A 25612-nucleotide genomic window follows, 5' to 3' on the forward strand; every position below is an offset into this window, starting at 1 on the left:
CGGCGAGGGCTGTAAAAGGCTTTTAAACGCTTGTTGATGCCTGAAATTTCCCGTTTCAATACGCGTATGCCAAACTAACCCGCATATAGACAAGGTGAAAAATCTCTAATGGCCGATTGGCAGTCCCTCGATCCCGAGGCCGCTCGTGAAGCGGAAAAATATGAAAACCCTATTCCTAGCCGCGAACTGATCCTGGCGCACCTCGCCGATCGGGGTTCGCCTGCTAGCCGTGAGCAGCTGGTCGAAGAGTTCGGTCTGACCACCGAAGACCAGCTCGAAGCCCTGCGCCGCCGCCTGCGTGCCATGGAGCGCGATGCTCAACTGATCTACACCCGCCGTGGCACCTATGCACCCGTGGATAAGCTCGACCTGATCCTCGGCCGCATTGCCGGCCACCGTGACGGCTTCGGCTTCCTGATCCCGGATGACGGCAGTGATGACCTGTTCATGAGCCCGGCGCAAATGCGCCTGGTGTTCGATGGCGACCGTGCCCTGGCGCGGGTTTCCGGCCTGGATCGTCGCGGTCGCCGTGAAGGCGTGATCGTCGAAGTGGTGTCCCGTGCCCACGAGTCCATCGTCGGCCGCTACTTCGAAGAAGGCGGTATCGGCTTTGTTGTGCCGGATAACCCGAAGGTCCAGCAGGAAGTGCTGATCACCCCGGGCCGCAATGGCGCTGCCAAGGTCGGTCAGTTCGTCGAGGTGAAAATCACCCACTGGCCCACTGCGCGCTTCCAGCCCCAGGGCGATATTGTTGAAGTGGTCGGCAACTACATGGCGCCGGGCATGGAAATCGACGTCGCGCTGCGCACCTACGATATTCCTCACGTCTGGCCTGAGGCTGTGCTCAAGGAAGCCGCCAAGCTCAAGCCGGAAGTCGAAGAGAAGGACAAGGAAAAACGCATCGACCTGCGCCATCTGCCGTTCGTCACCATTGACGGTGAAGATGCCCGCGACTTCGACGATGCGGTCTACTGCGAAGCCAAACCCGGCAAGCTGCGCCTGTTCTCCGGTGGCTGGAAGTTGTTCGTCGCGATTGCCGACGTTTCCAGCTATGTGAAGATCGGTTCGGCCCTGGATAACGAGGCCCAGGTACGCGGCAACTCCGTGTATTTCCCTGAGCGCGTGATCCCGATGCTGCCTGAGCAGCTGTCCAATGGCTTGTGCTCCCTGAACCCGAAAGTCGACCGTTTGGCCATGGTCTGCGAGATGACTATCTCGAAAACCGGCGAAATGACCGATTACCAGTTCTACGAAGCGGTGATCCACTCCCAGGCGCGCCTGACCTACAACAAGGTCAGCACCATCCTGGAACAGCCGAAAACCAGCGAAGCCAAGGCGTTGCGTGGTGAGTACGGGCATGTGGTGCCGCACCTCAAGCAGCTGTACGCGTTGTACAAAGTGTTGCTGGGTGCCCGTCATGTGCGTGGCGCGATCGATTTTGAAACCCAGGAAACCCGGATTGTCTTCGGTTCCGAGCGCAAGATCGCCGCGATCACCCCGACCACCCGTAACGATGCGCACAAGCTGATCGAGGAATGCATGCTGGCGGCCAACGTGGCCACCGCTGAATTCCTGAAAAAGCACGAAATCCCTGCGCTCTACCGTGTACACGATGGTCCGCCACCGGAGCGCCTGGAAAAACTGCGCGCGTTCCTCGGCGAGCTGGGCCTGTCCCTGCACAAAGGCAAGGACGGCCCGACGCCGAAGGACTATCAGGCACTGCTGGCCAGCATCAAGGACCGTCCGGATTACCACGTGATCCAGACCGTGATGCTGCGCTCCCTGAGCCAGGCGGTGTACAGCGCTGATAACCAGGGCCACTTCGGCCTGAATTACGAGGCGTATACCCACTTCACCTCGCCGATTCGCCGTTATCCGGATTTGCTCACGCACCGCGCAATCCGCAGCGTGATCCATTCCAAGCAGAACACCCCGCACGTCAAGCGCGCGGGTGCCATGACCATTCCGAAGGCGCGGATCTACCCGTACGACGAAGCGGCCCTGGAACAGTTGGGCGAGCAGTGCTCCATGAGCGAACGCCGCGCCGACGAAGCCACCCGCGACGTGGTGAACTGGCTCAAGTGCGAGTTCATGAAGGACCGCGTGGGCGAGTCGTTCCCAGGCGTGATCACCGCCGTGACCGGCTTTGGCCTGTTCGTCGAGCTGACCGACATCTACGTCGAAGGCCTGGTGCACGTCACCGCCTTGCCGGGTGACTACTACCACTTCGACCCTGTGCACCACCGCCTGGCGGGCGAGCGTACCGGTCGCAGCTTCCGTTTGGGCGATACCGTGGAAGTGCAGGTCATGCGCGTCGATCTCGACGAGCGCAAGATCGACTTTGGCATGCCTGACAAGCCCACCGAAGCGCCGGGCCGTAAAAAGCGTGGCAGCGAAACGACCGCGCCTGCAAGCAAAGGCAAAGGCGCACCCGCCAAAGCGGCAGTTGCAGAGCCCGCTCCAGCCAAGGCCGGGCGCCGTCCAGCAGCCAAGGACAAAGCACCCGAGGCCTACCGCCCAAGCGACGCGGCGGCGAAAAACGCCGAACTGCGCAAGAGCCGTGAGTTGAAGCAGCAGTTGCTCAACGAAGCCAAAAGCGGTGGTAAAGCGGCGTCTGGGGGAAAGTCCCAAGGGGCGGAAAAGCCGTCGAGCAAGCCCAGTAAACACCGTAAAGGCCCGCCAAAAGCGGGTTCGGCCCCCGCGAAAAGCGGCGGGTCGCGCAAACCTAAGGCCAAGTCATGAGTCTGGAAAAAATCTACGGCGTCCACGCCGTAGAAGCACTGCTGCGTCACCACCCTAAGCGCGTCAAGCAAGTGTGGCTGGCCGAAGGCCGTAGCGAGCCGCGCGTACAGGCGTTGGTCGAGCTGGCCAACCAAAACAAAGTCGCCATCGGCCAGGCCGAACGGCGTGAAATGGACGTGTGGGTCGAAGGCGTTCACCAAGGTGTGGTGGCGGACGTGAGTCCGAGCCAGGTCTGGGGCGAAGCGATGCTCGATGAGCTGCTCGACCGTACCGAAGGTGCACCGCTGCTGCTGGTGCTGGACGGCGTGACCGACCCGCACAACCTCGGCGCGTGCCTGCGTTCGGCCGATGCTGCGGGTGCGCTGGCGGTGATTGTGCCGAAGGACAAGTCGGCTACCTTGACGCCGGTGGTGCGTAAAGTCGCCTGCGGCGCGGCGGAAGTGATTCCGCTGGTGGCCGTGACCAACCTGGCGCGCACCCTGGAGAAACTCCAGCAGCGCGGCCTGTGGGTCGTGGGCACGGCGGGAGAGGCCGAGGTCAGCATTTATGACCAGGACCTCACCGGCCCGACCATCCTGATCATGGGGGCCGAAGGCAAGGGCATGCGTCGCCTGACCCGTGAACATTGCGATTACCTGGTGCACCTGCCGATGGCCGGTAGCGTCAGCAGCCTGAACGTGTCGGTCGCGACCGGCGTGTGCCTGTTTGAGGCCCAGCGTCAGCGTGGTGCCAAGGCCAAGGCGAAGAAGTAATTCCAAGCCTGGCGTAGAACCAACATGTGGGAGGGGGCTGTCCCCTCCCACATTTGCTTTTGTGGTGTCTGGGCGATTGTTCAAATAATCACCAATCACCTTGCGCCCGTTCTTCCCCTTCTCTACAATTGCGCCCCTTGCCTTCCTGGCAGGCACCGATGTGCCTCCCTGCGGCAAGATCCATAAGTGTCATTCACTCCTTGTCTGACCGTTTTTGAGCGGCAGGCTACAACCCGTAAGGAGCATTCATGCGTCATTACGAAATCATCTTTTTGGTCCACCCGGATCAAAGCGAGCAAGTCGGCGGCATGGTTGAGCGTTACACCAAGCTGATCGAAGAAGACGGCGGCAAAATCCACCGTCTGGAAGATTGGGGTCGTCGTCAACTGGCCTACGCAATCAACAATGTTCACAAGGCTCACTACGTGATGCTGAACGTTGAGTGCACTGGCAAGGCCCTGGCCGAGCTGGAAGACAACTTCCGCTACAACGATGCAGTGATCCGTAACCTGGTCATCCGTCGCGAAGAAGCCGTCACCGGCCAATCCGAGATGCTCAAGGCAGAAGAAAACCGCAGTGAGCGCCGTGAGCGTCGCGACCGTCCTGAGCACGAAGGCGCTGATAGCGCTGATAGTGATGACAGCGACAGCAGCGATAACGCTGACGAGTAATCCACGGACCTTATTAAGGAGCCTATCAAATGGCACGTTTCTTCCGTCGTCGTAAGTTTTGCCGCTTCACCGCTGAAGAAGTGAAGGAGATCGACTACAAAGATCTCAACACTCTGAAAGCCTACGTATCCGAGACCGGCAAAATCGTTCCAAGCCGTATCACCGGTACCAAAGCACGTTATCAGCGTCAGCTGGCTACCGCTATCAAGCGCGCCCGCTTCCTGGCCCTGCTGGCCTACACCGACAGCCACGGCCGCTGAGACCGGGCAGTCGACAAGTAGTAAGGGATTGAATGCATGCGCGCCTTAGCTGAGTTCATCATGCGCGGTCGTGTGCAGGCCACTCTGGTAGTGGCTGGATGTGCAGTGTTGCCGTTGTTGTTCTGGTTGGGTGCCGCCGCGGGTTGCCTTGTGCTCCTGCGGCGCGGTTCGGACGCCTTGAGCGTCCTGGGTCTGGGGTTGTTGTCAGTGTTGGTGAGCTGGCATTTCCTGCAAGACCCGACAGCGCTTCTGGTGCTGTTGGGGAGTTGCAGCCTGGCGTTGGTTTTGCGCGCCGGGCATTCCTGGAATCGCGTGCTGCTGGTCAGCACGGCCGTGGGGTTGTTGTGTGCGGTGAGCCTGGGGACCGTCTTCGGTTCCTTCATCGAGTCGTTGGCGCAGACGTTTCAACACGTCTTGCCGCTGGTGATGGGTGAGTCTTACGAGAAGTTCTCGGCAGACCAGAAAGCAGCACTCGCTTCACTGGCAGTTCCGATGTTGATCATTTCGACAGCGGTTTCGGTGCAGGTCTTTAGTGTGTTGTGCCTGATTCTTGGGCGCTATTGGCAGGCGTTGTTGTATAACCCCGGCGGTTTCGGAAGCGAGTTTCGCGCAATCCGGATCCCCAAGCGCGTTGCGCTGTCACTGCTGGCCGTCATGTGCGTTGCCCCGTTTATCGGGTGGCACACCTTGATCCTGTTGCCGTTGTGCGGTGTACCGCTGTTCTTCGCTGGCTTGTCCCTGATTCACGGGCTTGTCGCGCAGAAAAGACTGGCCAGTTTCTGGCTGGTGGGGATCTACGTCACCGTCCTGCCGCTCATGCACTTGATCGGTCCGTTACTCGTGGTCTTGGCCATTGTCGACAGCCTGATTGATTTTCGCGGACGTTCTGCGCCGAAAGACGCCGATAACGCGAACGGTGAAGGTTAAAAGTTAGAGGATTTTCACATGCAACTGATCCTTCTGGAAAAAGTCGCCAACCTGGGCAACCTGGGCGACAAAGTGAACGTTAAGGCCGGCTACGGTCGTAACTACCTGCTGCCATACGGCAAAGCCACCGCTGCAACCGCTGCCAACCTGGCTGCGTTTGAAGAGCGTCGCGCTGAGCTGGAAAAAGCAGCAGCAGACAAGAAAGCTTCGGCCGAAACTCGCGCTGCCCAACTGGCTGAGCTGGAAGTGACTATCACTGCCACCGCCGGTGACGAAGGCAAGCTGTTCGGTTCGATCGGCACCCACGACATCGCTGATGCACTGACCGCCTCCGGCGTTGAAGTGCAGAAGAGCGAAGTTCGTCTGCCGAACGGCACCATCCGCAACGTAGGCGAATTCGACGTAGCCGTGCACCTGCACGCCGAAGTTGAAGCCACCGTACGCGTTGTCGTGGTAGCAGCTTAAGTCGCACCTAACTGACTGGCACCTCGTGTGCCGGGCAGTTAACATCGGGCACGATCCTGTTTACAGGTCGTGCCTTTTGTTTTTCTACAATCCCCTAATTCCAAGTGGCCATGAACGATATTTCAGCTCCTGAGCAATACGATCTGCAAACCGCTGCCCTGAAGGTGCCGCCGCATTCCATCGAGGCCGAACAGGCCGTGCTCGGTGGCCTGATGCTGGACAACAACGCCTGGGAACGCGTGCTGGATCAAGTCTCGGACGGTGATTTCTATCGTCATGACCACCGCCTGATCTTCCGTGCCATCGCCAAGCTGGCCGACCAGAACTCCCCAATCGACGTGGTGACCCTGGCCGAGCAGTTGGACAAGGAAGGCCAGACCTCCCAGGTCGGCGGCCTGGGCTACCTGGGTGAACTGGCAAAAAACACACCGTCCGTCGCCAACATCAAGGCCTATGCCCAGATCGTTCGCGAGCGCGCCACCCTGCGCCAGTTGATCGGCATCAGCACCGAAATCGCCGACAGCGCCTTCAACCCCGAAGGCCGCACCGCCGCCGAAATCCTTGACGAAGCCGAGCGCCAGATTTTCCAGATCGCCGAAGCGCGCCCGAAAACCGGCGGCCCGGTCAGCGTCAACGACCTGTTGACCAAGGCCATCGACCGCATCGACACCTTGTTCAACACCGACAACGCTATCACCGGTATTTCCACCGGCTACACCGACCTCGACGAGAAGACCAGCGGGCTGCAGCCGTCCGACCTGATCATCGTCGCCGGCCGTCCATCCATGGGTAAGACCACCTTTGCGATGAACCTGGTGGAAAACGCCGTGTTGCGCAGCGACAAGACCGTCCTGGTGTACTCCCTCGAGATGCCAGGCGAATCGCTGATCATGCGTATGCTGTCGTCCCTCGGCCGTATCGACCAGACCAAGGTGCGTGCCGGTCGCCTGGAAGACGACGACTGGCCGCGCCTGACCTCGGCGGTCAACCTGCTCAACGACCGCAAGCTGTTTATCGATGACACCGCCGGTATCAGCCCGTCCGAGATGCGTGCACGTACCCGCCGCCTGGTACGTGAGCACGGCGACATCGCCCTGATCATGATCGACTACCTGCAATTGATGCAGATCCCGGGCTCCAGTGGCGATAACCGCACCAACGAAATTTCCGAAATCTCCCGGTCCCTCAAGGCCCTGGCCAAGGAATTCAACTGCCCGGTAGTCGCCCTGTCCCAGCTCAACCGCTCCCTGGAACAACGTCCCAACAAGCGCCCGGTGAACTCCGACCTGCGGGAATCCGGAGCGATCGAGCAGGATGCCGACGTGATCATGTTCGTGTACCGCGACGAGGTGTATCACCCCGAGACCGAGCACAAAGGCATTGCCGAGATCATTATCGGCAAGCAGCGTAACGGCCCGATCGGCTTTGTTCGCCTGGCATTCATCGGCAAATACACGCGCTTCGAGAACCTGGCGCCGGGCAGCTACAACTTCGACGACGACGAATAACCCGTCTGCTCAATTCCGACCATTACCGTCGGAATTGGTCAAAATTTGTGCTATATTCCGCGCCCGCGATTTTTCATCTCAACACCGGTCACCGTCATGCAAACAGCCAAGCCGTTATTTGACTATCCCAAGTACTGGGCCGAATGTTTCGGCCCTGCGCCATTCCTGCCGATGAGCAGGGAGGAGATGGATCAGCTTGGCTGGGATTCGTGCGACATCATCATCGTCACCGGCGATGCCTACGTGGACCACCCGTCGTTCGGCATGGCCATCATCGGCCGGCTGCTGGAGTCCCAGGGCTTCCGCGTCGGGATCATTGCGCAGCCGAACTGGCAGTCCAAAGACGACTTCATGAAACTGGGCGAGCCGAACCTGTTCTTCGGCGTCGCGGCCGGCAACATGGACTCGATGATCAACCGCTACACCGCCGACAAGAAAATCCGTTCCGACGACGCCTACACCCCAGGCGGCATGGCCGGCAAACGCCCGGACCGCGCCAGCCTGGTGTACAGCCAGCGTTGCAAGGAAGCCTACAAGAACGTGCCGATCGTACTCGGCGGCATCGAAGCGTCCCTGCGCCGCATCGCCCACTACGACTACTGGCAGGACCGCGTGCGCAACTCGATCCTGATCGACGCCACCGCCGATATCCTGCTGTACGGCAACGCCGAGCGGGCCATCGTCGAAGTCGCCCAGCGCCTGTCGTGGGGCCACAAGATCGAAGACATTACCGATGTGCGCGGCACCGCGTTCATCCGTCGCGATACCCCAGCCGGCTGGTACGAAGTGGATTCCACACGTATCGACCGCCCGGGCAAGGTCGACAAGATCATCAACCCGTACGTCAACACCCAGGACACCCAGGCCTGCGCCATCGAGCAGGAAAAGGGGCCGGTCGATGATCCGGAAGAAGCCAAGGTCGTGCAGATCCTGGCCAGCCCGCGCATGACCCGCGACAAGACCGTGATCCGCCTGCCCTCGGTGGAAAAAGTCCGTGGCGACGCCGTGCTCTATGCCCACGCCAACCGCGTGTTGCACCTGGAAACCAACCCAGGCAACGCCCGCGCCCTGGTGCAGAAGCACGGCGAAGTGGACGTGTGGTTCAACCCGCCACCGATTCCGATGACCACCGAAGAAATGGACTACGTGTTCGGCATGCCGTACGCCCGTGTCCCGCACCCGGCGTACGGCAAGGAGAAAATCCCGGCCTACGACATGATCCGCTTCTCGGTGAACATCATGCGTGGCTGCTTCGGCGGCTGCACCTTCTGCTCGATCACCGAGCACGAAGGCCGGATCATCCAGAACCGTTCCGAAGAGTCGATCATTCGCGAAATCGAAGAGATCCGCGACAAGGTTCCAGGCTTCACCGGTGTGATCTCCGACCTCGGCGGCCCGACCGCGAACATGTACCGCATTGCCTGTAAGAGCCCGGAAATCGAATCCGCGTGCCGCAAGCCGTCGTGCGTGTTCCCCGGCATCTGCCCGAACCTGAACACCGACCACTCGTCGTTGATCCAGTTGTACCGCAGCGCCCGTGCATTGCCGGGGGTGAAGAAGATCCTGATCGCTTCCGGCCTGCGCTACGACCTCGCGGTCGAGTCGCCGGAATACGTCAAGGAGCTGGTCACCCACCACGTCGGTGGCTACCTCAAGATCGCCCCGGAACACACCGAGGAAGGTCCGCTCAACCAGATGATGAAGCCGGGCATCGGCAGCTATGACAAGTTCAAGCGCATGTTCGAGAAGTACACCAAGGAAGCGGGCAAGGAGCAGTACCTGATCCCGTACTTCATCGCCGCTCACCCGGGCACCACCGATGAAGACATGATGAACCTGGCCCTGTGGCTCAAGGGCAACGGCTTCCGCGCCGACCAGGTGCAGGCGTTCTACCCGTCGCCGATGGCCACTGCCACCGCGATGTATCACTCGGGCAAGAACCCGCTGCGCAAGGTCACCTACAAGAGCGACGCGGTGACTATCGTCAAGAGCGAAGAGCAGCGCCGCCTGCACAAGGCGTTCCTGCGCTATCACGACCCGAAGGGCTGGCCGATGCTGCGTGAAGCGCTGACCCGCATGGGCCGTGCCGACCTGATCGGGTCGGGCAAGGACCAACTGATCCCGCTGCACCAGCCGAGCACCGACAGCTACCAGAGCGCCCGTCGCAAGAACTCGACGCCGGCTGGCAGCCACAAGGTCGCCAAGGAAACCACCACAAGGATCCTCACCCAGCACACCGGCCTGCCGCCCCGTGGCAGCGACGGCAGCAACCCGTGGGACAAGCGTGAGCAAGCCAAGGCTGCGGCCCAGGCGCGTAACAAGCAGGCGGCCAAGGAACGCAGCGATGCGGCCAAGGGCAAGGGCGGCAAGCCGGCCCGCAAGCCGGTCGTGCCACGTTGATCGTAGCCTGAATATGCAAAACGCCAGCCTCGTGCTGGCGTTTTGCTTTCTGGTCGCGGGTGAGGCTGTTTGGTAAGGTGGCGCCCATTAAATCGCTATCGGGAGCAAGCCCCCTCCCACACTTGACCGTATTCGCAATCCAATGTGGGAGGGGGCTTGCCCCCGATAGCGTCAGTCCAGTCTCCACCCTTCAAGGAAGAACACCCCATGGGCAACCCCCTGGCCGGCATCGGCATGGACTCCAACCGCTCCCAGTTCATGGCGCGCCAGCGCATCGAAAGCCAGATCAACCTGCCACGGCTGTTCGCGGCCATCGACGCCGACCCCAGCATCGTCGGCGCGGGGGTGGTGTATATCGACGCCGACTTCAACGTCATTACCCTGCGCGAATTCAAGCCCATCTGCAGCATCAAGCCCAAGCGCATCATTTTGCGTGAAGCGCAGAAGTACATTGCGCCAACACAGTTTGCTCAACATGTCGTGAGCAATCCTCGAGAATCGCGACTGATTGGCGAAGCCGTGAATACCGGAATCTCCTGCTTGGGGGCGGTCATCAGTTGGGCTGCGATCGCCAGTGGAACAATTCTGGTGCCTTTCAGCGCTGGCGCCAGTTCCGTCATCGTTGTAGTGGGGTATGCGGCTGCCGGCGCAAGTACGCTTCAGTGTTTCAACGGCATTGCCCGAACAGCGCTGGAAGTCGCCAAACCTGAAGTCAAGGATTCGCTCGACAGTGAAGGCTGGTACCAGAATGCGTCCATCGTGCTGGACGCCGTATCACTGGCAGGCGTGGGGGCTTCGGCCCTGACGACGGTCAAGCTGGTCAGGGCCGCCAAAGCATCGACGGGCAAGAGCCTGCGTGATGTGCTTCGCGGTTTGAATCGCCAGGAAAGAGCCAAGCTGACGAAAGAGCTGCTGAGCATCAACCATCCCAGCTTGACCGCGAAGATGATCAAATTGAGGCAGGCGTCGGGCGAACTCACCAAGCGTTTCACCCCTACGCAGCTCAAGCACAGCACCACTACCCAGATCAAAGACGTCCTGGGCGCAAGCGTTGGGTTTGGCGGGAGTGCCTACTCCGGAAACGTCAACACCATCGCGATTGGACTGTACGAGGAGGTAAGCGAATGAGCGAATTGATGACGCTACGCGACTTTTTCAGACAATACTTTCTGACGTTTATGGGCGGCGTATTTGCTGCGTGTTTTTCTTTGGCGTTGGCTGTGGCGCTGGCGTTCATCACCTATTTTCGTGATGCGCCGATGGCTCAAGTGGGGCTCAAGATCATGTCTGCCGGGGCGCTGCTCATTCTGTTGACGGTCCATAGCAACTTTATGATTTTGCGGGGCCGACCCTCCTGGGTGTGGGTAATGGTCGGTATCTATGTCGCCTGTCTACTGTTTGTAGTTCCGATGGTTCAATTCCAGCCTCACAAAGTCCTTTATGGGTTGGCGCTGTTATTCCCATTGCTCGGATTATTGACACTTAACAGCAAGGTTCAACGAGAGATGCGCACGAAACTCGTGGGAATCCGTCGCATTCGGCAGGCGGTTAAACCAGCCGTAATCGCAAAGCGCAAAACCCGTTGATTGGGTAGATTCGCCACCCATCCTCACATTAACGCCACAAATATGTGCGGCGCCTGCACCACGACACCACCGTTGGCGCCGTTTTGGTGCTGTACTGCACCGGGTCTTACGATAAAGCGCAATGACCGCCGCTCTGGCATAAGTCTTGCGCGCGTTGTGTCCATGCCCTGGCTCGCAGGAGGCCGCCGTGTCGATTCATGTCGCGTTGCACCACGTTACGCATTACCGCTACGACCGCGCGGTCGAACTCGGCCCACAGATTGTGCGTCTGCGCCCGGCGGCCCATAGCCGCACGCGGATTTTGTCCTATGCACTCAAAGTGCTGCCCGAGCAGCACTTCATCAATTGGCAGCAGGACCCTCAGGGCAATTACCTGGCGCGTCTGGTGTTCCCGGAAAAGACCGATGAACTGCGCATCGAAGTCGACCTGGTCGCCGAGATGGCGGTGTTCAACCCGTTCGATTTTTTCCTTGAGCCCTACGCCGAAAAAATTCCCTTCAGCTACGCCGCCGATGAACAGCGCGAGCTGGCGCCGTACCTGGAAACCCTGCCGCTGACGCCGAGGTTTGCCGCCTACCTGGCGGGTATCGACCGCACGCCGTTGCCGGCCGTGGATTTCCTGGTGGGCCTCAACCAGCGTCTGGCCGCCGACATCGGCTACCTGATCCGCATGGAACCGGGGGTGCAAACCCCGGAATTCACCCTGGAAAACGCTTCCGGTTCCTGCCGTGATTCGGCCTGGCTGCTGGTGCAATTGCTGCGCAATCTCGGGTTGGCGGCGCGGTTTGTGTCCGGCTATCTGATCCAGCTGACCGCCGACGTCAAAGCCCTCGACGGCCCCTCCGGCACCGAAGTCGACTTCACCGACCTGCACGCCTGGTGCGAAGTGTATTTGCCCGGTGCCGGCTGGATCGGCCTGGATGCCACCTCCGGGCTGTTCGCCGGTGAGGGGCATATCCCGTTGGCCTGTAGTCCCGATCCATCGTCCGCCGCGCCGATCAGTGGGCTGGTGGAACCCTGCGAGTGCGAATTTACCCACGAGATGTCGGTGGAGCGCATCTGGGAAGCACCACGGGTGACCAAGCCCTACACTGAAGAGCAATGGCTGGCGATCCAGGCCCTGGGCCGGCAAATAGATGGCGACTTGCTCAAGGATGATGTGCGCCTGACCATGGGCGGCGAGCCGACCTTCGTCTCCATCGACGACCCTGACGGCGCCGAGTGGAACACCGCAGCCCTCGGGCCGGACAAGCGGCGCTTGTCCGCCGAGCTGTTCCAGCGCATGCGCAAGCACTACGCACCCAAGGGCCTGGTGCACTTCGGCCAGGGCAAGTGGTACCCCGGCGAGCAATTGCCGCGCTGGTCGCTTAATTGCTACTGGCGCCGTGACGGCGTGCCCATCTGGCACAACAGCGCGCTGATCGCCGATGAACAACAGGACTACGGCGCCGATGGCGTAATGGCCGGGCGCTTCCTGGCCAGCGTCGCCGAGCGCCTGAAGTTGCCAGCGCGCTTTGTATTCCCGGCCTTCGAAGACAACTTCTACTACCTGTGGCGCGAAGGTGCGTTGCCGCAAAACGTCACGGCCCAGGACCCGCGCTTGAGCGACGAGCTGGAGCGCGAGCGCTTGCGCAAAGTGTTCAGCCAGGGCCTGGATAAAGTCATCGGCCAGGTACTGCCGCTGGCGCGCACGGCGGCCAATGACCGCTGGCAGAGCGGGCGCTGGTACCTGCGCGATAACCATTGCCGCCTGGTGCCGGGGGATTCACCGCTGGGCTATCGCCTGCCGTTGGCCTCGCAGCCGTGGGTGACGGCGGCGGAGTATCCGTTCGTGCACCCCACCGACCCTAACCAGGATCAGCCGGAACTGCCGACCAGCACGCAACTGCAAAGCCATGGCGAACCCGCGCCGAGCGACGAGCGAGTGCCCGAGGTCGACGAGTCCGCCGACTGGCTGACCCGCACCGCCCTGTGCGCCGAAGCGCGGGAAGGGCGCCTGTACCTGTTTATGCCGCCCTTGGAACGCGTCGAGGATTATCTGGAGCTGGTGGCAGCCATCGAAGCCACCGCCGAGGAACTGCACTGCCCGGTGCTGCTGGAAGGCTACGAACCACCGTTCGATATGCGCCTGAGCAACTTCCGCGTCACGCCGGATCCGGGTGTGATCGAGGTCAATGTGCAGCCGTCCGCGACCTGGGACGAGTTGGTGGAACGCACCGAATTCCTCTACGAGGAGGCGCGGCAAACCCGGCTGACCACCGAGAAGTTCATGATCGACGGCCGCCACACCGGCACCGGCGGCGGCAACCACTTTGTGCTGGGGGGCGCGACGCCCAAGGACTCGCCGTTCCTGCGCCGGCCCGACCTGCTGCGCAGCCTGATCAGCTATTGGCATAACCACCCCTCGCTGTCTTACCTGTTTTCCGGCCTGTTTATCGGCCCGACCTCCCAGGCACCGCGGGTGGACGAAGCCCGCAACGACGCGCTGTATGAGCTGGAAATCGCCTTTGCGCAAATGCCGCAGCCGGGTGAAGAATGCCCGCCGTGGTTGGTGGATCGCCTGCTGCGCAACCTGTTGATCGACGTGACGGGCAATACCCACCGCGCCGAATTCTGTATCGACAAACTCTACTCGCCCGACGGTGCCACGGGCCGCCTGGGCCTTCTCGAGTTGCGGGCCTTTGAAATGCCGCCCCACGCACGCATGAGCCTGACCCAGCAACTGCTGCTGCGGGCCTTGGTGGCGCGCTTCTGGCGTGAGCCCTATGCGCCGCCGAAACTGGCGCGCTGGGGCACCGAATTGCATGACCGCTTCCTGTTGCCGCACTTTATCGAGCAGGACTTTGCCGATGTGATCGTCGAGTTGAACGCCGCCGGTTACCCGTTACGCGCCGAATGGTTCGCCGCGCACCTGGAGTTCCGCTTCCCCAAGGTGGGCGATTACGCCGTCAGCGGGATCGAGCTGGAACTGCGCCAGGCCCTGGAGCCTTGGCATGTGCTGGGCGAAGAGGGCGCGGTGGGCGGCACGGTGCGCTATGTGGATTCGTCCCTGGAGCGCTTGCAGGTGAAGGTGAGCGGGCTGCCGCCGCAACGCTACCTGCTGACCTGCAATGGCATCCCGGTGCCGCTGCAACCGACCGGGCGCATTGGCGAGTTCGTCGCCGGCGTGCGTTACCGCGCCTGGCAACCGGCCAACTGCCTGCAACCGACCATCCCGGTCCATGCGCCGCTGGTGTTCGACCTGCTGGACACCTGGATGCAACGCTCCCTGGGCGGCTGCCAGTACCATGTTGCGCATCCGGGCGGGCGTAACTACGACAGCTTGCCGGTAAACGCCAATGAGGCGGAGAGCCGGCGCATGGCGCGGTTTTTCCGTCTCGGCCACACGCCTGGCAAGCTCACCGTGCCGAGTGTTGTGATCAATGACGAATTGCCGATGACCCTGGATCTGCGGCGTCACCCCAATAAAAATGACTAAAAGCGATCACAATGTGGGAGGGAGCAAGCGCCCTCCCACATTAGATTGCAGTGAATTTGAATTAAACTGAGCCCCTTTGCCTCTGCCGAGCGTTCCATGCCCGACTTGCTCGACCAATACCCGCTGACCGCGGGTACTTATCACGAACTGCTGGACGACAGTGGCGCAGTACGCGCCCATTGGCAGCGCTTGCTCGATCACCTGCAACGCAGCACACCCGCGCAACTGGCCCAGCGCCAGGCGCTGCTGACAAGGCAGATCCAGGAAAACGGCGTCACCTATAACGTCTACGCCGACCCCAAGGGTGCCGATCGCCCGTGGGAGCTGGACTTGCTGCCCCATGTGCTGGCGGCCGATGAATGGCAGCAGCTGTCAGCCGGCATCGCCCAGCGTGGGCGCCTGCTCAACGCGGTGCTGGCGGACCTCTACGGGCCGCAACGTTTGATCAAGGAGGGCCTGCTACCAGCCGAGCTGGTGTTCGGGCATAACAATTTCCTCTGGCCGTGCCAGGGCATCCAACCGCCTGATGGTGCGTTTCTGCACCTGTATGCGGTGGATCTGGCGCGTACCCCGGATGGCCGCTGGTGGGTCACCGCCGACCGTACGCAGGCGCCTTCGGGCGCCGGTTATGCGTTGGAAAACCGCACCATCGTGTCCCGCGCCTTCCCGGACCTGTACCGTGATCTGCAGGTGCAGCACCTCACCGGTTTCTTCCGCACGCTCCAGGAAACCCTGGCCCGCCAGGCACCGAGCGATGACCAGCCACCGCTGATCGTGTTGCTCACCCCTGGACGTTTCAACGAAAGCTATTTCGAACACCTGTACCTCGCGCGCCAGCTCGGCTACCCGCTGGTGGAAGGCGGCGACCTCACGGTGCGCGACAGCACGGTGTTCCTGAAAACCCTCAGTGGCCTGCGCCGGGTGCACGCGATCATGCGTCGCCTCGACGACGACTTCTGCGACCCGCTGGAGCTGCGCACTGACTCCGCCCTCGGCGTACCCGGCCTGCTTGACGCCGCGCGCCAGGGCAATGTGCTGGTGGCCAATGCCCTGGGCAGCGGCGTGCTGGAATCCCCCGGTTTGCTCGGTTTTCTGCCCAGGATCAACCAGTTCCTGTTCGGCGAAGAGTTGATCCTGCCGTCCATCGCCACCTGGTGGTGCGGTGAGGCGCCGGTGCTCGCCGAAGCCCTGGAGAAACTGCCGGAACTGCTGATCAAACCAGCGTTTCCGTCGCAAAGTTTCACCCCGGTATTCGGTCGCGACTTGAACGACGAGCAACGCCAGGCCCTGGCCGAACGCATGCTTGCGCGGCCTTACGCCTACGTCGCCCAGGAGCTGGCGCAACTGTCCCAGGCACCGGTATGGCACACCGTGGAGGATCACCTGCAACACCGCGCCATCGGCATGCGCGTGTATGCCGTGGCCAGCGTGGAGGGCTACCGCGTACTGCCCGGCGGCCTGACCCGCGTGGCGGCCGACGCCGATGCCGAAGTGGTATCGATGCAGCGCGGCGGCGCCAGCAAGGACACCTGGGTGCTGGGCGAACGCGCCAGCAGTGGCGAGCATTGGCGCGCCCAGCGCGCGATCGGTGCACACGACCTGGTACGCCGCGACCCTTATCTGCCGTCCCGCGTGGTGGAAAACCTGTTCTGGTTCGGCCGTTACTGCGAACGCTGCGACGACAGCGCACGCTGGCTGCGCATCGTGCTGGCGCGCTATGTCGACGGCGATGACCCCCTGGCCTTGCAGGCGGCGGTCGAGTTGGGTGAAAACCTGCGCCTGCTGCCGGAGGAGGGCGAGTTGCCCGAGCGTTTGCAGGCGGCCTTGCTCGGCGATGATTGGCCGTCGAGCCTGCGCGCCAACCTGCAACGCTTGCAGTGGGCGGCGTCCCAGGTGCGCGGCAAGTTGTCCCGTGAGAACTGGCAGGCCCTGGTGGAGTTGCAGCGCGAAGCCTTGGAGCTGGAAAGCGAAAGCCCAGATTTTGGTGAGTTGCTGGATTTCCTCAACCGCCTGGTGATGTCCCTGGCGGCGCTGTCTGGGTTTGCCCTCGACGACATGACCCGCGACGAAGGCTGGCGCTTCCTGATGATGGGCCGGCGCATCGAGCGCCTGCAATTTCTCAGCAGCAGCCTGGCGGCATTCCTGCGCGGCGTGGCGGTGTTCGACCAGGCGGGGCTGGAGTGGTTGCTGGAGCTGGGCAACAGCAGCATCACCTACCGCTCGCGCTACCTGGCGGTGCCGCAGTTGATCCCGGTACTCGACCTGCTGCTGCTGGACGAGCAGAACCCCCACGCGGTGCTGTTCCAGCTCAAGCTGGTGAGCCGCACGCTGCGACGTCTCAACGACGATTTTGGTGTGCCTCGGGAAACCGGCCTGGGCCCATTGGTGGAGCGCCTGGCGCGCTTCGACCTGGCGTGCCTGGAGAACCCGTTGTTTGGCGAATCCAGCGTGCGTGCCGCACTGGAAGGCCTGGCCGACCTGCTGCAGGCGGTCGCCGATGAGAGTGGGCAAGTGTCGGATCGTCTGGCCTTGCGCCACTTTGCCCATGTGGATGATGTCAGTCAGCAAACGGTGTCGGTGTGATGAGTGCGCGCTACCAGATTTTCCACGATACCCATTACCACTACGACAGCCCGGTGTCCCTGGCCCAGCAGCTCGCGCATTTATGGCCGAGGCCGTGCGCCTGGCAGCGTTGCAGCGCCCAGCAACTGGACATCAGCCCGCCGCCGTCCGCACGCCGGGATGAGCTGGACGTGTTCGGCAACCCGATCACCCGTCTGGCGTTCGAGCGGCCCCATGATGAATTACTGGTGAACGCCGGGCTGACCGTGGAAGTGCTGGCGCGGCCGGTGCTGGATTTCCAGCAGTCGCCCGCCTGGGACCAGACCCGCGACAGCCTGACCTACAGCAGCCAGCCGCTGTCGCTCGAGTTGATCGAAGCCTGCCGCTACCGCTTCGAATCGCCCTACGTGCACTTGAAGAAAACCTTCGTCGAATTTTCCGAAAGCTGTTTTCCCCCTGGCAAGCCGTTGCTGCTGGGTGTACAGGCGCTGATGGAAAAGATCTTCAGTGAATTCACCTTCGATGCCGAAGCCACCCAGGTCGCCACGCCACTGGTGGAAGTGCTGGAGCGCCGCCGCGGCGTGTGCCAGGACTTCGCCCACCTGATGCTCGCCTGCCTGCGCTCGCGCGGCCTGGCGGCGCGTTACATCAGCGGCTACCTGCTCACCCAGCCACCGCCCGGCCAGCCACGCCTGATCGGCGCCGATGCGTCCCACGCGTGGGTCTCGGTGTATTGCCCGGTATCGGGCTGGGTGGATTTCGATCCGACGAACAATGTGCAGCCGGCACTGGAGCACATCACCCTGGCCTGGGGCCGGGATTTCTCCGATGTGTCGCCGTTGCGTGGGGTGATTCTGGGGGGAGGGAGCCATGACCCGGAGGTGCGGGTGACGGTGATGCCGCTGGTGTAGGAGCGAGCTTGCTCGCGAAGAACCTGAGGGCGCCGCGTTGATCCTGGATTCCCGCGTTATCGTTGACGTTCTTCGCGAGCAAGCTCGCTCCTACAGTAAATAATTATTCAGCTGGATCTTTTGGTGTTTCAGTCTCGTCGTTCGTTACTTCACCATCAGCATCCGGGTTGAGTGCGCCGGCTTCTTCATCTACCGCGGCTTTCTTGCGTTGCAGCTTTTCCTCTTTCTTCTGTTCCTTGGCCAAGTCTCTCTGACGTTTGGCGAAGGAGTAATTAGGTTTGGCCATGGGCGATCCTCTAGGGTCGAAGGTGAGGGTGGCGGCGCGCAGCTGCCTTGGGACGACATGGTAGCAGCTTCAAGGGGCGCTTGGCCTTCACTTACCGCAGGCGTACGCGGCCAGGAGGCCATTGAACAGTTGGTTGAGGTGCATGGCTCGGGCTCCAGTGGGTGATGGGCCGATCATAGACAGCCTGCGGCACTTTGGCTGGTTGATTGTGTCGATAAGTCTGATAGCCTAAAGTTGTATACAATCTGTTGATTCAGGTCATAAGCATTTCTGCCTGCCTCAGGCACCCTTGTCGCATTACGCGTTGTTTAAACCCTGCCTTGGAGATTCACATGTTTGCCAAACTCGTTGCTGTTTCCCTGCTGACTCTGGCCAGCGGCCAGTTGCTTGCTGCAGAGTGCAAGGTCACCGTCGACTCCACTGACCAGATGTCCTTCAACACCAAGGAAATCACGATCGACAAGAGCTGCAAGACGTTTACCGTTGAGTTGACTCACTCCGGTAACCTGCCGAAAAACGTCATGGGCCATAACTGGGTGCTGACCAGCGCCGCCAACATGCAGCCGGTTGCCACTGATGGCATGGCTGCTGGCATCGACAAGAACTACCTGAAAGAGGGTGACGATCGCATCATCGCCCACACCAAGATCATTGGTGCCGGCGAGAAGGATTCGGTGACCTTCGATGTCTCGAAACTGGCGGCCGGTACGGATTACACGTTCTTCTGCTCGTTCCCGGGCCACATCTCGATGATGAAGGGCACTGTGGTCCTGAAGTAAGACCGCGTTATCGTTCATCGGGGGCTTGCCCCCGATGACTGCCTGCCAATCAACACACCACTATCTGGCTCACCTCAAGGCGCAAACGGCATCACCCGCTTGTGTTCGGTCTTGCGGTACGTCTCGCAGATGATTCGGAACGCTTCCTCGCGCACCGGCTCACCGTGCAGGAACGCATCGATCTCGGCATAGGTCACGCCATGTGACGCTTCATCCGGTTTACCTGGCGACAGGTCTTCAAGGTCGGCCGTCGGCACCTTCTCCACCAACGACTCCGGCGCACCAAAGAACCGCGCAATCGCGCGTACCTGGTTCTTTACCAGCCCGCTCAACGGCGCCAGGTCGCAGGCGCCATCACCGAACTTGGTGAAAAAGCCCATCACCGCTTCCGCCGCATGGTCGGTACCGATCACCAGGCCGCTGGCCGCGCCGGCGATGGTGTACTGCGCCACCATGCGCATGCGCGCCTTGGTGTTGCCGAGTACGAAGTCGCGGGACACCGCCGCCTTGCCTTCAAACGCCGCCACTTCATTGGCCAGGGCTTTCACCGCCGGGCCGATGTTCACGGTGTGGCGCTCGTCCGGGTCGATAAAGTCCACCGAGGCCTGGGCATCGATTTCATCGAACTGGGTTTCGTAGGGCAGGCGCACGGCGATAAAGCGGTAGGCCTCGTCACCGGTGCGGGAGCGCAGTTCCTGCATCGCGCGTTGGGCCAACAGGCCGGCAGTCAGGGAGTCGACGCCGCCGCTGATGCCCAGCACCAGTGTCTTGAGCCCGGAATTGCGCAGGCAGTCCTGGATAAACGCCACGCGCCGAGCAACCTCGGCCTCGAGGGCGGCCTGGTCCTTGAACGGCGCTTGGACCTTGAGCTGTTCAGCAATCTCACGCTGTACGGCTTGCATGATTCACTCCTTGCTAGAGATGGCAGGTACTTTGAAAACATGACGCAAATAGGCGACAAAATTCGGGTCGGTGCAGTGGGTCTTGCCCGCTTCATCGGAGATCTTTGCGACGGGCTGGCCGTTGCAGGCGGTCATTTTAAGCACGATGCTCATCGGTTCCACCCCTGGAATATCGCAGGTCAGGTTGGTGCCGATGCCGAAGCTCACATTAATGCGACCACGCAGCGCGCGGAATATTTCCAAGGCCTTGGGCAACGACAGGCTGTCGGAGAACACCAGGGTCTTGCTCATCGGCTCGATGCCCAGCTTGTGGTAGTGGGCGATGGCTTTTTCGGCCCACTGCACCGGGTCGCCGGAGTCGTGGCGCAGGCCGTCGAACAGCTTGGCGAAGTACAAGTCGAAGTCGCCGAGGAAGGCATCGGTGGTGATGCAATCGGTCAGGGCGATACCCAGCAGGCCACGGTATTCGCGGACCCAACAGTCGAGGGCGGCGATCTGGCTGTCGATCAGGCGTGGGCCCAGTTGCTGGTGGGCCATGATCCATTCATGGGCCATGGTGCCCAGCGGCTTCATGTCGAACTCGCGGGCCAGGTGCACGTTGCTGGTGCCGACAAAACGCCCGGGGAAGTCATGTTTGAGCACGCTGACCACCTCTTCCTGCACGCGGTACGAGAAACGTCGGCGCGTGCCGAAGTCGGCCACTTGCAGCTCGGCCAGCTCGTCGCTGCTGGCGTTGGCCGTCAGCCAGTCGAACTTGCGGTACAGCTGCTCGCGGGCCTGTTCGAGGATCACGGTCTGGTAGCGGTAGCGGTTACGCACTTCGCTGACGATCGCCAGCATCGGCACTTCAAACAGAATCACATGCAGCCACGGCCCGCGCAGGCGGATAAACAACTCACCGTTCTCGATGCCGGTCTGCACATAACGCAGGTTGAAGCGAAACAGCCCGAGAAAGCGCAAAAAATCCGGCTTCATAAAACTGATACGTTCCAGGAACCCCAGTTGGTCGGGGCTCAGGCTCAGCTCGGCGAGGCGCTCGATCTGGTAGCGGATCTCCGCCAGGTACGGGCGCAGGTCTTCGCTGTTGCGGCAACGAAACTCCCATTCAACTTCCACGTTGGGGTAGTTGTGCAGCACCGCCTGCATCATGGTCAGCTTGTAGAAGTCGGTGTCGAGCAAGTTCTGCACGATGCGATCGGCAAACACACTCTCGCTCATAACGGGAATCTCCAGACAGGTCGGGCGATGGGCGCCGACCTTTACGCACAATTAAGGAAGGGGGCTAGTGGCGCATAGACGCGGGTAGGTTTGCCAGTGATTTTTTTGCCAAGGCCACTTGCCGCCGATGGCGATATTCCAGGCACTAAACAACCTGCTCCATCATCCACTTCACAAACTCCCGCACCTTGGGCACCTCCGCCGCGTGTTCCGGGAAGGCCAGGTAATAAGCGTCCTGGCTCGGCATCGCATGCTGCCAGGGGATCACCAGCTTGCCGTCGGCCAGTTCTTCTTCCACCAGGAAGCGCGGTAGCAGCGCCACGCCACAGCCCACCTGCGCCGCGCGGATGCACATATAAAAGGTGTCGAAACGCGGTCCGTGGTAGCTGTGTTCGGTGTGATAACCCTGGTCGGCAAACCAATCATGCCAGCCCTGGGGGCGCGAGGCGTTTTGCAGCAGCACCAGGTCGCTCAGTTGCGTGGGATCGGTGAACGGCTGCGCCGGCAGGCTTTCCGGGGCGCACACCGGTACCAACTCTTCGCTGAACAGTTTCAGGCTCTCGGTGCCGGGGCGCGAGCCCTGGCCGAAGTAGAAGGCCATGTCGGCCTTGCCTTGCAGCAGTTCGTCCGGCTCCTGTTCGTTGCACAGGTCCAGGTGGATCTGCGGGTGGCGCAGGCGCCAGCCCTTGAGGCGCGGCACCAGCCAGCGCGCGCCAAAGGTGTAGGGGGTGGACACGCGCAACACTTCGGTCTCGCCGCCATAGGAGCGCAGGTAGTGGGTGGACATCTCCACCTGCGTGAGGATCTTGCGCACTTCCACCAGGTACAGGTCGCCTGCCGGGGTCATCTGCAAGCGGCGGCGTACGCGGCGGAACAGCAGGTGCTGGAGTAATTCCTCCAACTGCGCGACCTGTTTGCTCACTGCGCTTTGCGTGAGGTTCAGCTCCTCGGCGGCGCGGGTGAAGCTCAAGTGGCGGGTGGCGGCCTCGAAACACTGCAGCGCGGTGATCGAGGGCAAATGTCTTTTGTTCAGCACGGCATGCCTCTTTTTATTCTTTGCATGAATAAACGGAATGATATCTCGCCTAATCGTCGTTTGTTGGCAAGTCTTGGGCCAGCTACAAATAAGGCCTGGATCGCCGTGCGTGCCGCGGTGCGATTTTTTGTTCGAAGATTGAAGGAGTGACCCATGGTTGCCGCATTGCTTGATCGTCTCGGGGTAAACCCGGCGCTGTACCAGGCGGGTAAACAACCCGTGCATTCGCCGATTGATGGCAGCCGTATCGGCAGTGTGCACTGGGAGGGTGCCGCCGAGGTGGAGCAACAGGTCAGTCGCGCCGAGCATGCATTCGAGGCCTGGCGCAACGTGCCGGCACCCCGTCGCGGCGAGTTGGTGCGCCAGTTCGGCGATGTCCTGCGCCAATACAAGGCCGATCTGGGCGAACTGGTGTCCTGGGAAGCCGGCAAGATCACCCAGGAAGGCTTGGGTGAAGTGCAGGAAATGATCGACATCTGCGACTTCGCCGTGGGCCTGTCCCGCCAGTTGTACGGCTTGACCATCGCCTCCGAGCGCCCAGGCCACCATATGCGTGAAACCTGGCACCCGCTGGGCGTGGTCGGGGTGATCAGCGCCTTCAACTTCCCGGTGGCCGTGTGGGCGTGGAACACCACACTGGCACTGGTGTGCGGTAACGCAGTGATCTGGAAGCCGTCGGAAAAGACCCCGCTCACCGCCCTGGCGTGCCAGGCGCTGTTCGAGCGTGTGCTGAAGAATTTCAAGGACGCGCCGCAGTACCTGAGCCAGGTGATCATCGGCGGCCGCGATGCCGGCGCTGCGCTGGTGGATGACCCACGCGTGGCCCTGATCAGCGCCACCGGCAGCACCCGCATGGGCCGCGAAGTGGCGCCGAAAGTCGCCGCGCGGTTTGCCCGCAGCATCCTCGAGCTGGGCGGCAACAACGCGATGATCCTCGGCCCGAGCGCCGACCTGGACATGGCCGTGCGCGCCATCCTGTTCAGCGCCGTCGGCACCGCCGGCCAGCGCTGCACCACCTTGCGCCGCCTGATCGCCCACGAGTCGGTCAAGGAAGAAATCGTCACCCGCCTCAAGGCCGCCTATTCCAAAGTGCGCATCGGCCACCCGCTGGAGGGCAACCTGATCGGCCCGTTGATCGACAAGCATGGCTTCGAGGCTATGCAGGACGCCCTGGAGCAGGCCTTGAGCGAAGGCGGCAAGGTGTTCGGCGGCAAGCGCCAGTTGGAAGACAAGTTTCCCAACGCCTACTACGTGTCGCCGGCCATTGTCGAAATGCCTGAGCAGAGCGATGTGGTGTGCACCGAAACCTTCGCGCCGATTTTGTATGTCGTCGGCTACAAGGACTTCGCCGAAGCCCTGCGCCTCAACAACGCCGTGCCCCAAGGCCTGTCGTCGTGCATTTTCACCACTGATGTGCGCGAGGCCGAGCAGTTCATGTCGGCGGTGGGCAGCGACTGCGGAATCGCCAACGTCAACATCGGCCCGAGCGGCGCGGAGATTGGCGGCGCGTTTGGCGGTGAGAAAGAGACCGGTGGCGGGCGTGAGTCGGGTTCGGATGCATGGCGCGGGTATATGCGCCGCCAGACCAATACCGTGAACTACTCGCTGGAGTTGCCACTGGCCCAGGGCATCACCTTCGACTGACCTCCTCAAGACGGAATGCGGTCACATGTGGGAGGGGGCTTGCCCCCGAAAGCGGTGGATCAGCTGCACATCTGTTGATTGACACACTGCGATCGGGGGCAAGCCCCCTCCCACATTTGACCGCATTGCACATCAAGATTGTTGTTTGTTAGGTCTCACCGGAGTCTGGCAATGGCACTACGCGAAGCATGTTTGTGGGAACACCTCACCCCTGGCCGGCCTGATCGTGCCGCGCTCCAGGGCGAGGTCAAGGTGGATGTGTGCGTGATCGGCGCCGGCATCACCGGTTTGTCCGCCGCCATTCATTTGCTGGAACAGGGTAAAAGCGTCGCTGTGCTGGAGGCCCATCGCACTGGCCACGGCGGTTCGGGGCGCAACGTCGGGTTGGTGAATGCCGGCCTGTGGATCCCTCCGGACGAGATCGAAGCCGGTTTCGGCGAAGCGGTTGGCAGCCAGCTCAACCGCATGCTCGGCGCGGCACCGTCGCTGGTGTTCAGCCTGATCGACAAATACAACATCGATTGCCAATTGCGCCGCGAGGGCACTTTGCACATGGCACATAACGCCCGTGGCGAGGCGGATTTGCGCAGTCGTGAAGAGCAGTGGAAGCGCCGTGGCGCGCCGGTGGAATTGCTCACCGGCCAGGCTTGTGAACATGCCACCGGCACCAAGAAAATCGCCGCCGCTTTGCTGGATCGGCGTGCCGGTACCTTGAACCCGATGGCCTACACCAGCGGTTTGGCGAATGCCGCCGTGGGACTTGGCGGGCAGTTGTTCGACCATTCGCCGGTCACCCGGTTGGAGCGCCAAGGTGCGAGCTGGTCCGTTCAGACCGCCAGCGGTTCGGTGCAGGCTGCACAAGTGGTCATCGCTTCCAACGCCTACACCGAAGGTGAGTGGACCGAGCTGCGACGCAATTTTTTCCCCGGCTATTACTACCAGGTCGCCTCCGCGCCGCTGACCGACGCCGCCGCCGAGCAGATTCTGCCCGGCGGCCAAGGCTCATGGGACACGCGCCAGGTACTGAGCAGCATCCGCCGCGATGCCGATGGCCGCCTGTTGCTTGGCAGCCTGGGCAACGGTAACCAGAAACCGGCGTGGTTCCTCAAGGCGTGGGCTGATCGGGTGCAGCAACATTACTTCCCGTACCTCAAATCGGTGCAATGGGAGTTCACCTGGACCGGCTGCATCGCGTTCACCCCCGATCACCTGATGCGCCTGTTCGAGCCCGCCCCCGGCCTGGTGGCGGTAACCGGCTATAACGGGCGCGGCGTGACCACCGGCAGCGTGGTCGGCAAGGCGTTCGCCGACTATTTGTGTCACCAGGATCCCCAGGCGTTGCCGATTCCGTTTGCACCCATGCAACCGCTGGCCGGGGTTGGGCTGCGCAGTTGCCTGTATGAAGCCGGATTTTCGCTGTATCACGCCGGGCAATGCCTGAGGATCGTGATCTGATCAGCGAAATACCGCTCAGAAGCCTGCATT

The 25612-nt window shown here is 61.7% G+C and carries 20 protein-coding genes; 16 read left to right on the forward strand and 4 right to left on the reverse strand.

Annotated features, from left to right (window positions below):
* Window positions 1-108: 108 nt before the first annotated feature.
* The 13 genes from rnr (at window position 109) to J3D60_RS24250 (ending at window position 18262) form a co-directional block, all read left to right on the forward strand.
* Window positions 109-2742, forward strand: a complete 2634-nt coding sequence (gene rnr / locus J3D60_RS24190) for a ribonuclease R (protein ID WP_065940880.1) — start codon at window positions 109-111, stop codon at window positions 2740-2742.
* Complete coding sequence (rlmB, locus tag J3D60_RS24195) at window positions 2739-3494, forward strand: 23S rRNA (guanosine(2251)-2'-O)-methyltransferase RlmB (protein WP_003217493.1); 756 nt, start codon at window positions 2739-2741, stop codon at window positions 3492-3494. Before rnr ends, rlmB begins: the two co-directional genes overlap by 4 nt.
* Before the next feature lie 248 nt (window positions 3495-3742).
* Complete coding sequence (gene rpsF, locus J3D60_RS24200; protein WP_003171371.1) at window positions 3743-4165, forward strand: 30S ribosomal protein S6; 423 nt, start codon at window positions 3743-3745, stop codon at window positions 4163-4165.
* A 29-nt stretch (window positions 4166-4194) separates the two neighbouring features.
* Window positions 4195-4425 carry a 30S ribosomal protein S18 gene (gene rpsR / locus J3D60_RS24205; RefSeq protein WP_003171373.1) on the forward strand — a complete coding sequence of 77 codons (231 nt, stop codon included), beginning with the start codon at window positions 4195-4197 and terminating at the stop codon, window positions 4423-4425.
* A 36-nt stretch (window positions 4426-4461) separates the two neighbouring features.
* Window positions 4462-5352 carry a hypothetical protein gene (locus tag J3D60_RS24210; RefSeq protein WP_065925619.1) on the forward strand — a complete coding sequence of 297 codons (891 nt, stop codon included), beginning with the start codon at window positions 4462-4464 and terminating at the stop codon, window positions 5350-5352.
* An 18-nt stretch (window positions 5353-5370) separates the two neighbouring features.
* The gene (gene rplI / locus J3D60_RS24215; protein WP_003171376.1) at window positions 5371-5817 is read left to right on the forward strand and encodes a 50S ribosomal protein L9; all 447 of its coding nucleotides are present in this window, start codon (window positions 5371-5373) and stop codon (window positions 5815-5817) included.
* 110 nt (window positions 5818-5927) lie between these two features.
* Window positions 5928-7325 (forward strand): replicative DNA helicase, encoded by a 1398-nt coding sequence (gene dnaB, locus J3D60_RS24220; RefSeq protein WP_065940881.1) that lies wholly within the window; start codon window positions 5928-5930, stop codon window positions 7323-7325.
* 96 nt (window positions 7326-7421) lie between these two features.
* A complete protein-coding gene (locus J3D60_RS24225) occupies window positions 7422-9725 on the forward strand; it encodes a YgiQ family radical SAM protein (RefSeq protein ID WP_141156605.1) in 2304 nt (767 codons plus the stop codon).
* Between the two features lie 207 nt (window positions 9726-9932).
* On the forward strand, window positions 9933-10853 hold the full coding sequence (locus J3D60_RS24230; protein ID WP_027607691.1) for a hypothetical protein: 921 nt from the start codon (window positions 9933-9935) through the stop codon (window positions 10851-10853).
* Window positions 10850-11311, forward strand: coding sequence for a hypothetical protein (locus tag J3D60_RS24235; RefSeq protein WP_065940883.1), 462 nt, complete (start codon window positions 10850-10852; stop codon window positions 11309-11311). The genes J3D60_RS24230 and J3D60_RS24235 overlap by 4 nt, the downstream gene beginning before the upstream one ends.
* Window positions 11312-11498: 187 nt before the next feature.
* Window positions 11499-14789, forward strand: a complete 3291-nt coding sequence (locus tag J3D60_RS24240; RefSeq protein WP_253493072.1) for a transglutaminase family protein — start codon at window positions 11499-11501, stop codon at window positions 14787-14789.
* A 96-nt stretch (window positions 14790-14885) separates the two neighbouring features.
* Complete coding sequence (locus tag J3D60_RS24245) at window positions 14886-17372, forward strand: circularly permuted type 2 ATP-grasp protein (RefSeq protein WP_253493073.1); 2487 nt, start codon at window positions 14886-14888, stop codon at window positions 17370-17372.
* Entirely contained in the window at window positions 17372-18262 is an 891-nt protein-coding gene (locus J3D60_RS24250) for a transglutaminase family protein (protein WP_253493074.1), read from the forward strand. Before J3D60_RS24245 ends, J3D60_RS24250 begins: the two co-directional genes overlap by 1 nt.
* A gap of 103 nt (window positions 18263-18365) precedes the next feature.
* Here the strand turns inward: J3D60_RS24250 and J3D60_RS24255 are convergent, their stop codons facing one another.
* Complete coding sequence (locus J3D60_RS24255) at window positions 18366-18548, reverse strand: hypothetical protein (RefSeq protein ID WP_027607695.1); 183 nt, start codon at window positions 18546-18548, stop codon at window positions 18366-18368.
* A 332-nt stretch (window positions 18549-18880) separates the two neighbouring features.
* Between J3D60_RS24255 and azu the strand changes: the two genes are divergently transcribed.
* Window positions 18881-19327, forward strand: coding sequence for an azurin (gene azu / locus J3D60_RS24260; RefSeq protein WP_253493075.1), 447 nt, complete (start codon window positions 18881-18883; stop codon window positions 19325-19327).
* A gap of 74 nt (window positions 19328-19401) precedes the next feature.
* Here azu and nadE read toward each other — a convergent pair whose 3' ends face one another.
* From nadE to J3D60_RS24275, 3 genes are all read right to left on the reverse strand, one after another.
* The gene (nadE, locus tag J3D60_RS24265) at window positions 19402-20229 is read right to left on the reverse strand and encodes an ammonia-dependent NAD(+) synthetase (RefSeq protein ID WP_027607697.1); all 828 of its coding nucleotides are present in this window, start codon (window positions 20227-20229) and stop codon (window positions 19402-19404) included.
* Between the two features lie 3 nt (window positions 20230-20232).
* On the reverse strand, window positions 20233-21447 hold the full coding sequence (gene pncB, locus J3D60_RS24270; RefSeq protein WP_065947132.1) for a nicotinate phosphoribosyltransferase: 1215 nt from the start codon (window positions 21445-21447) through the stop codon (window positions 20233-20235).
* A gap of 145 nt (window positions 21448-21592) precedes the next feature.
* A complete protein-coding gene (locus J3D60_RS24275) occupies window positions 21593-22483 on the reverse strand; it encodes a LysR family transcriptional regulator (RefSeq protein ID WP_065925611.1) in 891 nt (296 codons plus the stop codon).
* A 153-nt stretch (window positions 22484-22636) separates the two neighbouring features.
* Here J3D60_RS24275 and J3D60_RS24280 point away from each other — a divergent pair, with 153 nt between their 5' ends.
* Together J3D60_RS24280 and J3D60_RS24285 are read left to right on the forward strand one after the other, a co-directional pair.
* Window positions 22637-24127: an aldehyde dehydrogenase family protein gene (locus tag J3D60_RS24280; protein ID WP_141156609.1), complete on the forward strand. Its 1491-nt coding sequence runs from the start codon at window positions 22637-22639 to the stop codon at window positions 24125-24127.
* A gap of 171 nt (window positions 24128-24298) precedes the next feature.
* A complete protein-coding gene (locus J3D60_RS24285; protein ID WP_253493076.1) occupies window positions 24299-25582 on the forward strand; it encodes an FAD-binding oxidoreductase in 1284 nt (427 codons plus the stop codon).
* The last annotated feature ends 30 nt before the right edge of the window (window positions 25583-25612 follow it).

Source organism: Pseudomonas sp. S3E17 (assembly GCF_024168685.1).
Taxonomy (GTDB): Bacteria; Pseudomonadota; Gammaproteobacteria; order Pseudomonadales; family Pseudomonadaceae; genus Aquipseudomonas; species Aquipseudomonas marginalis.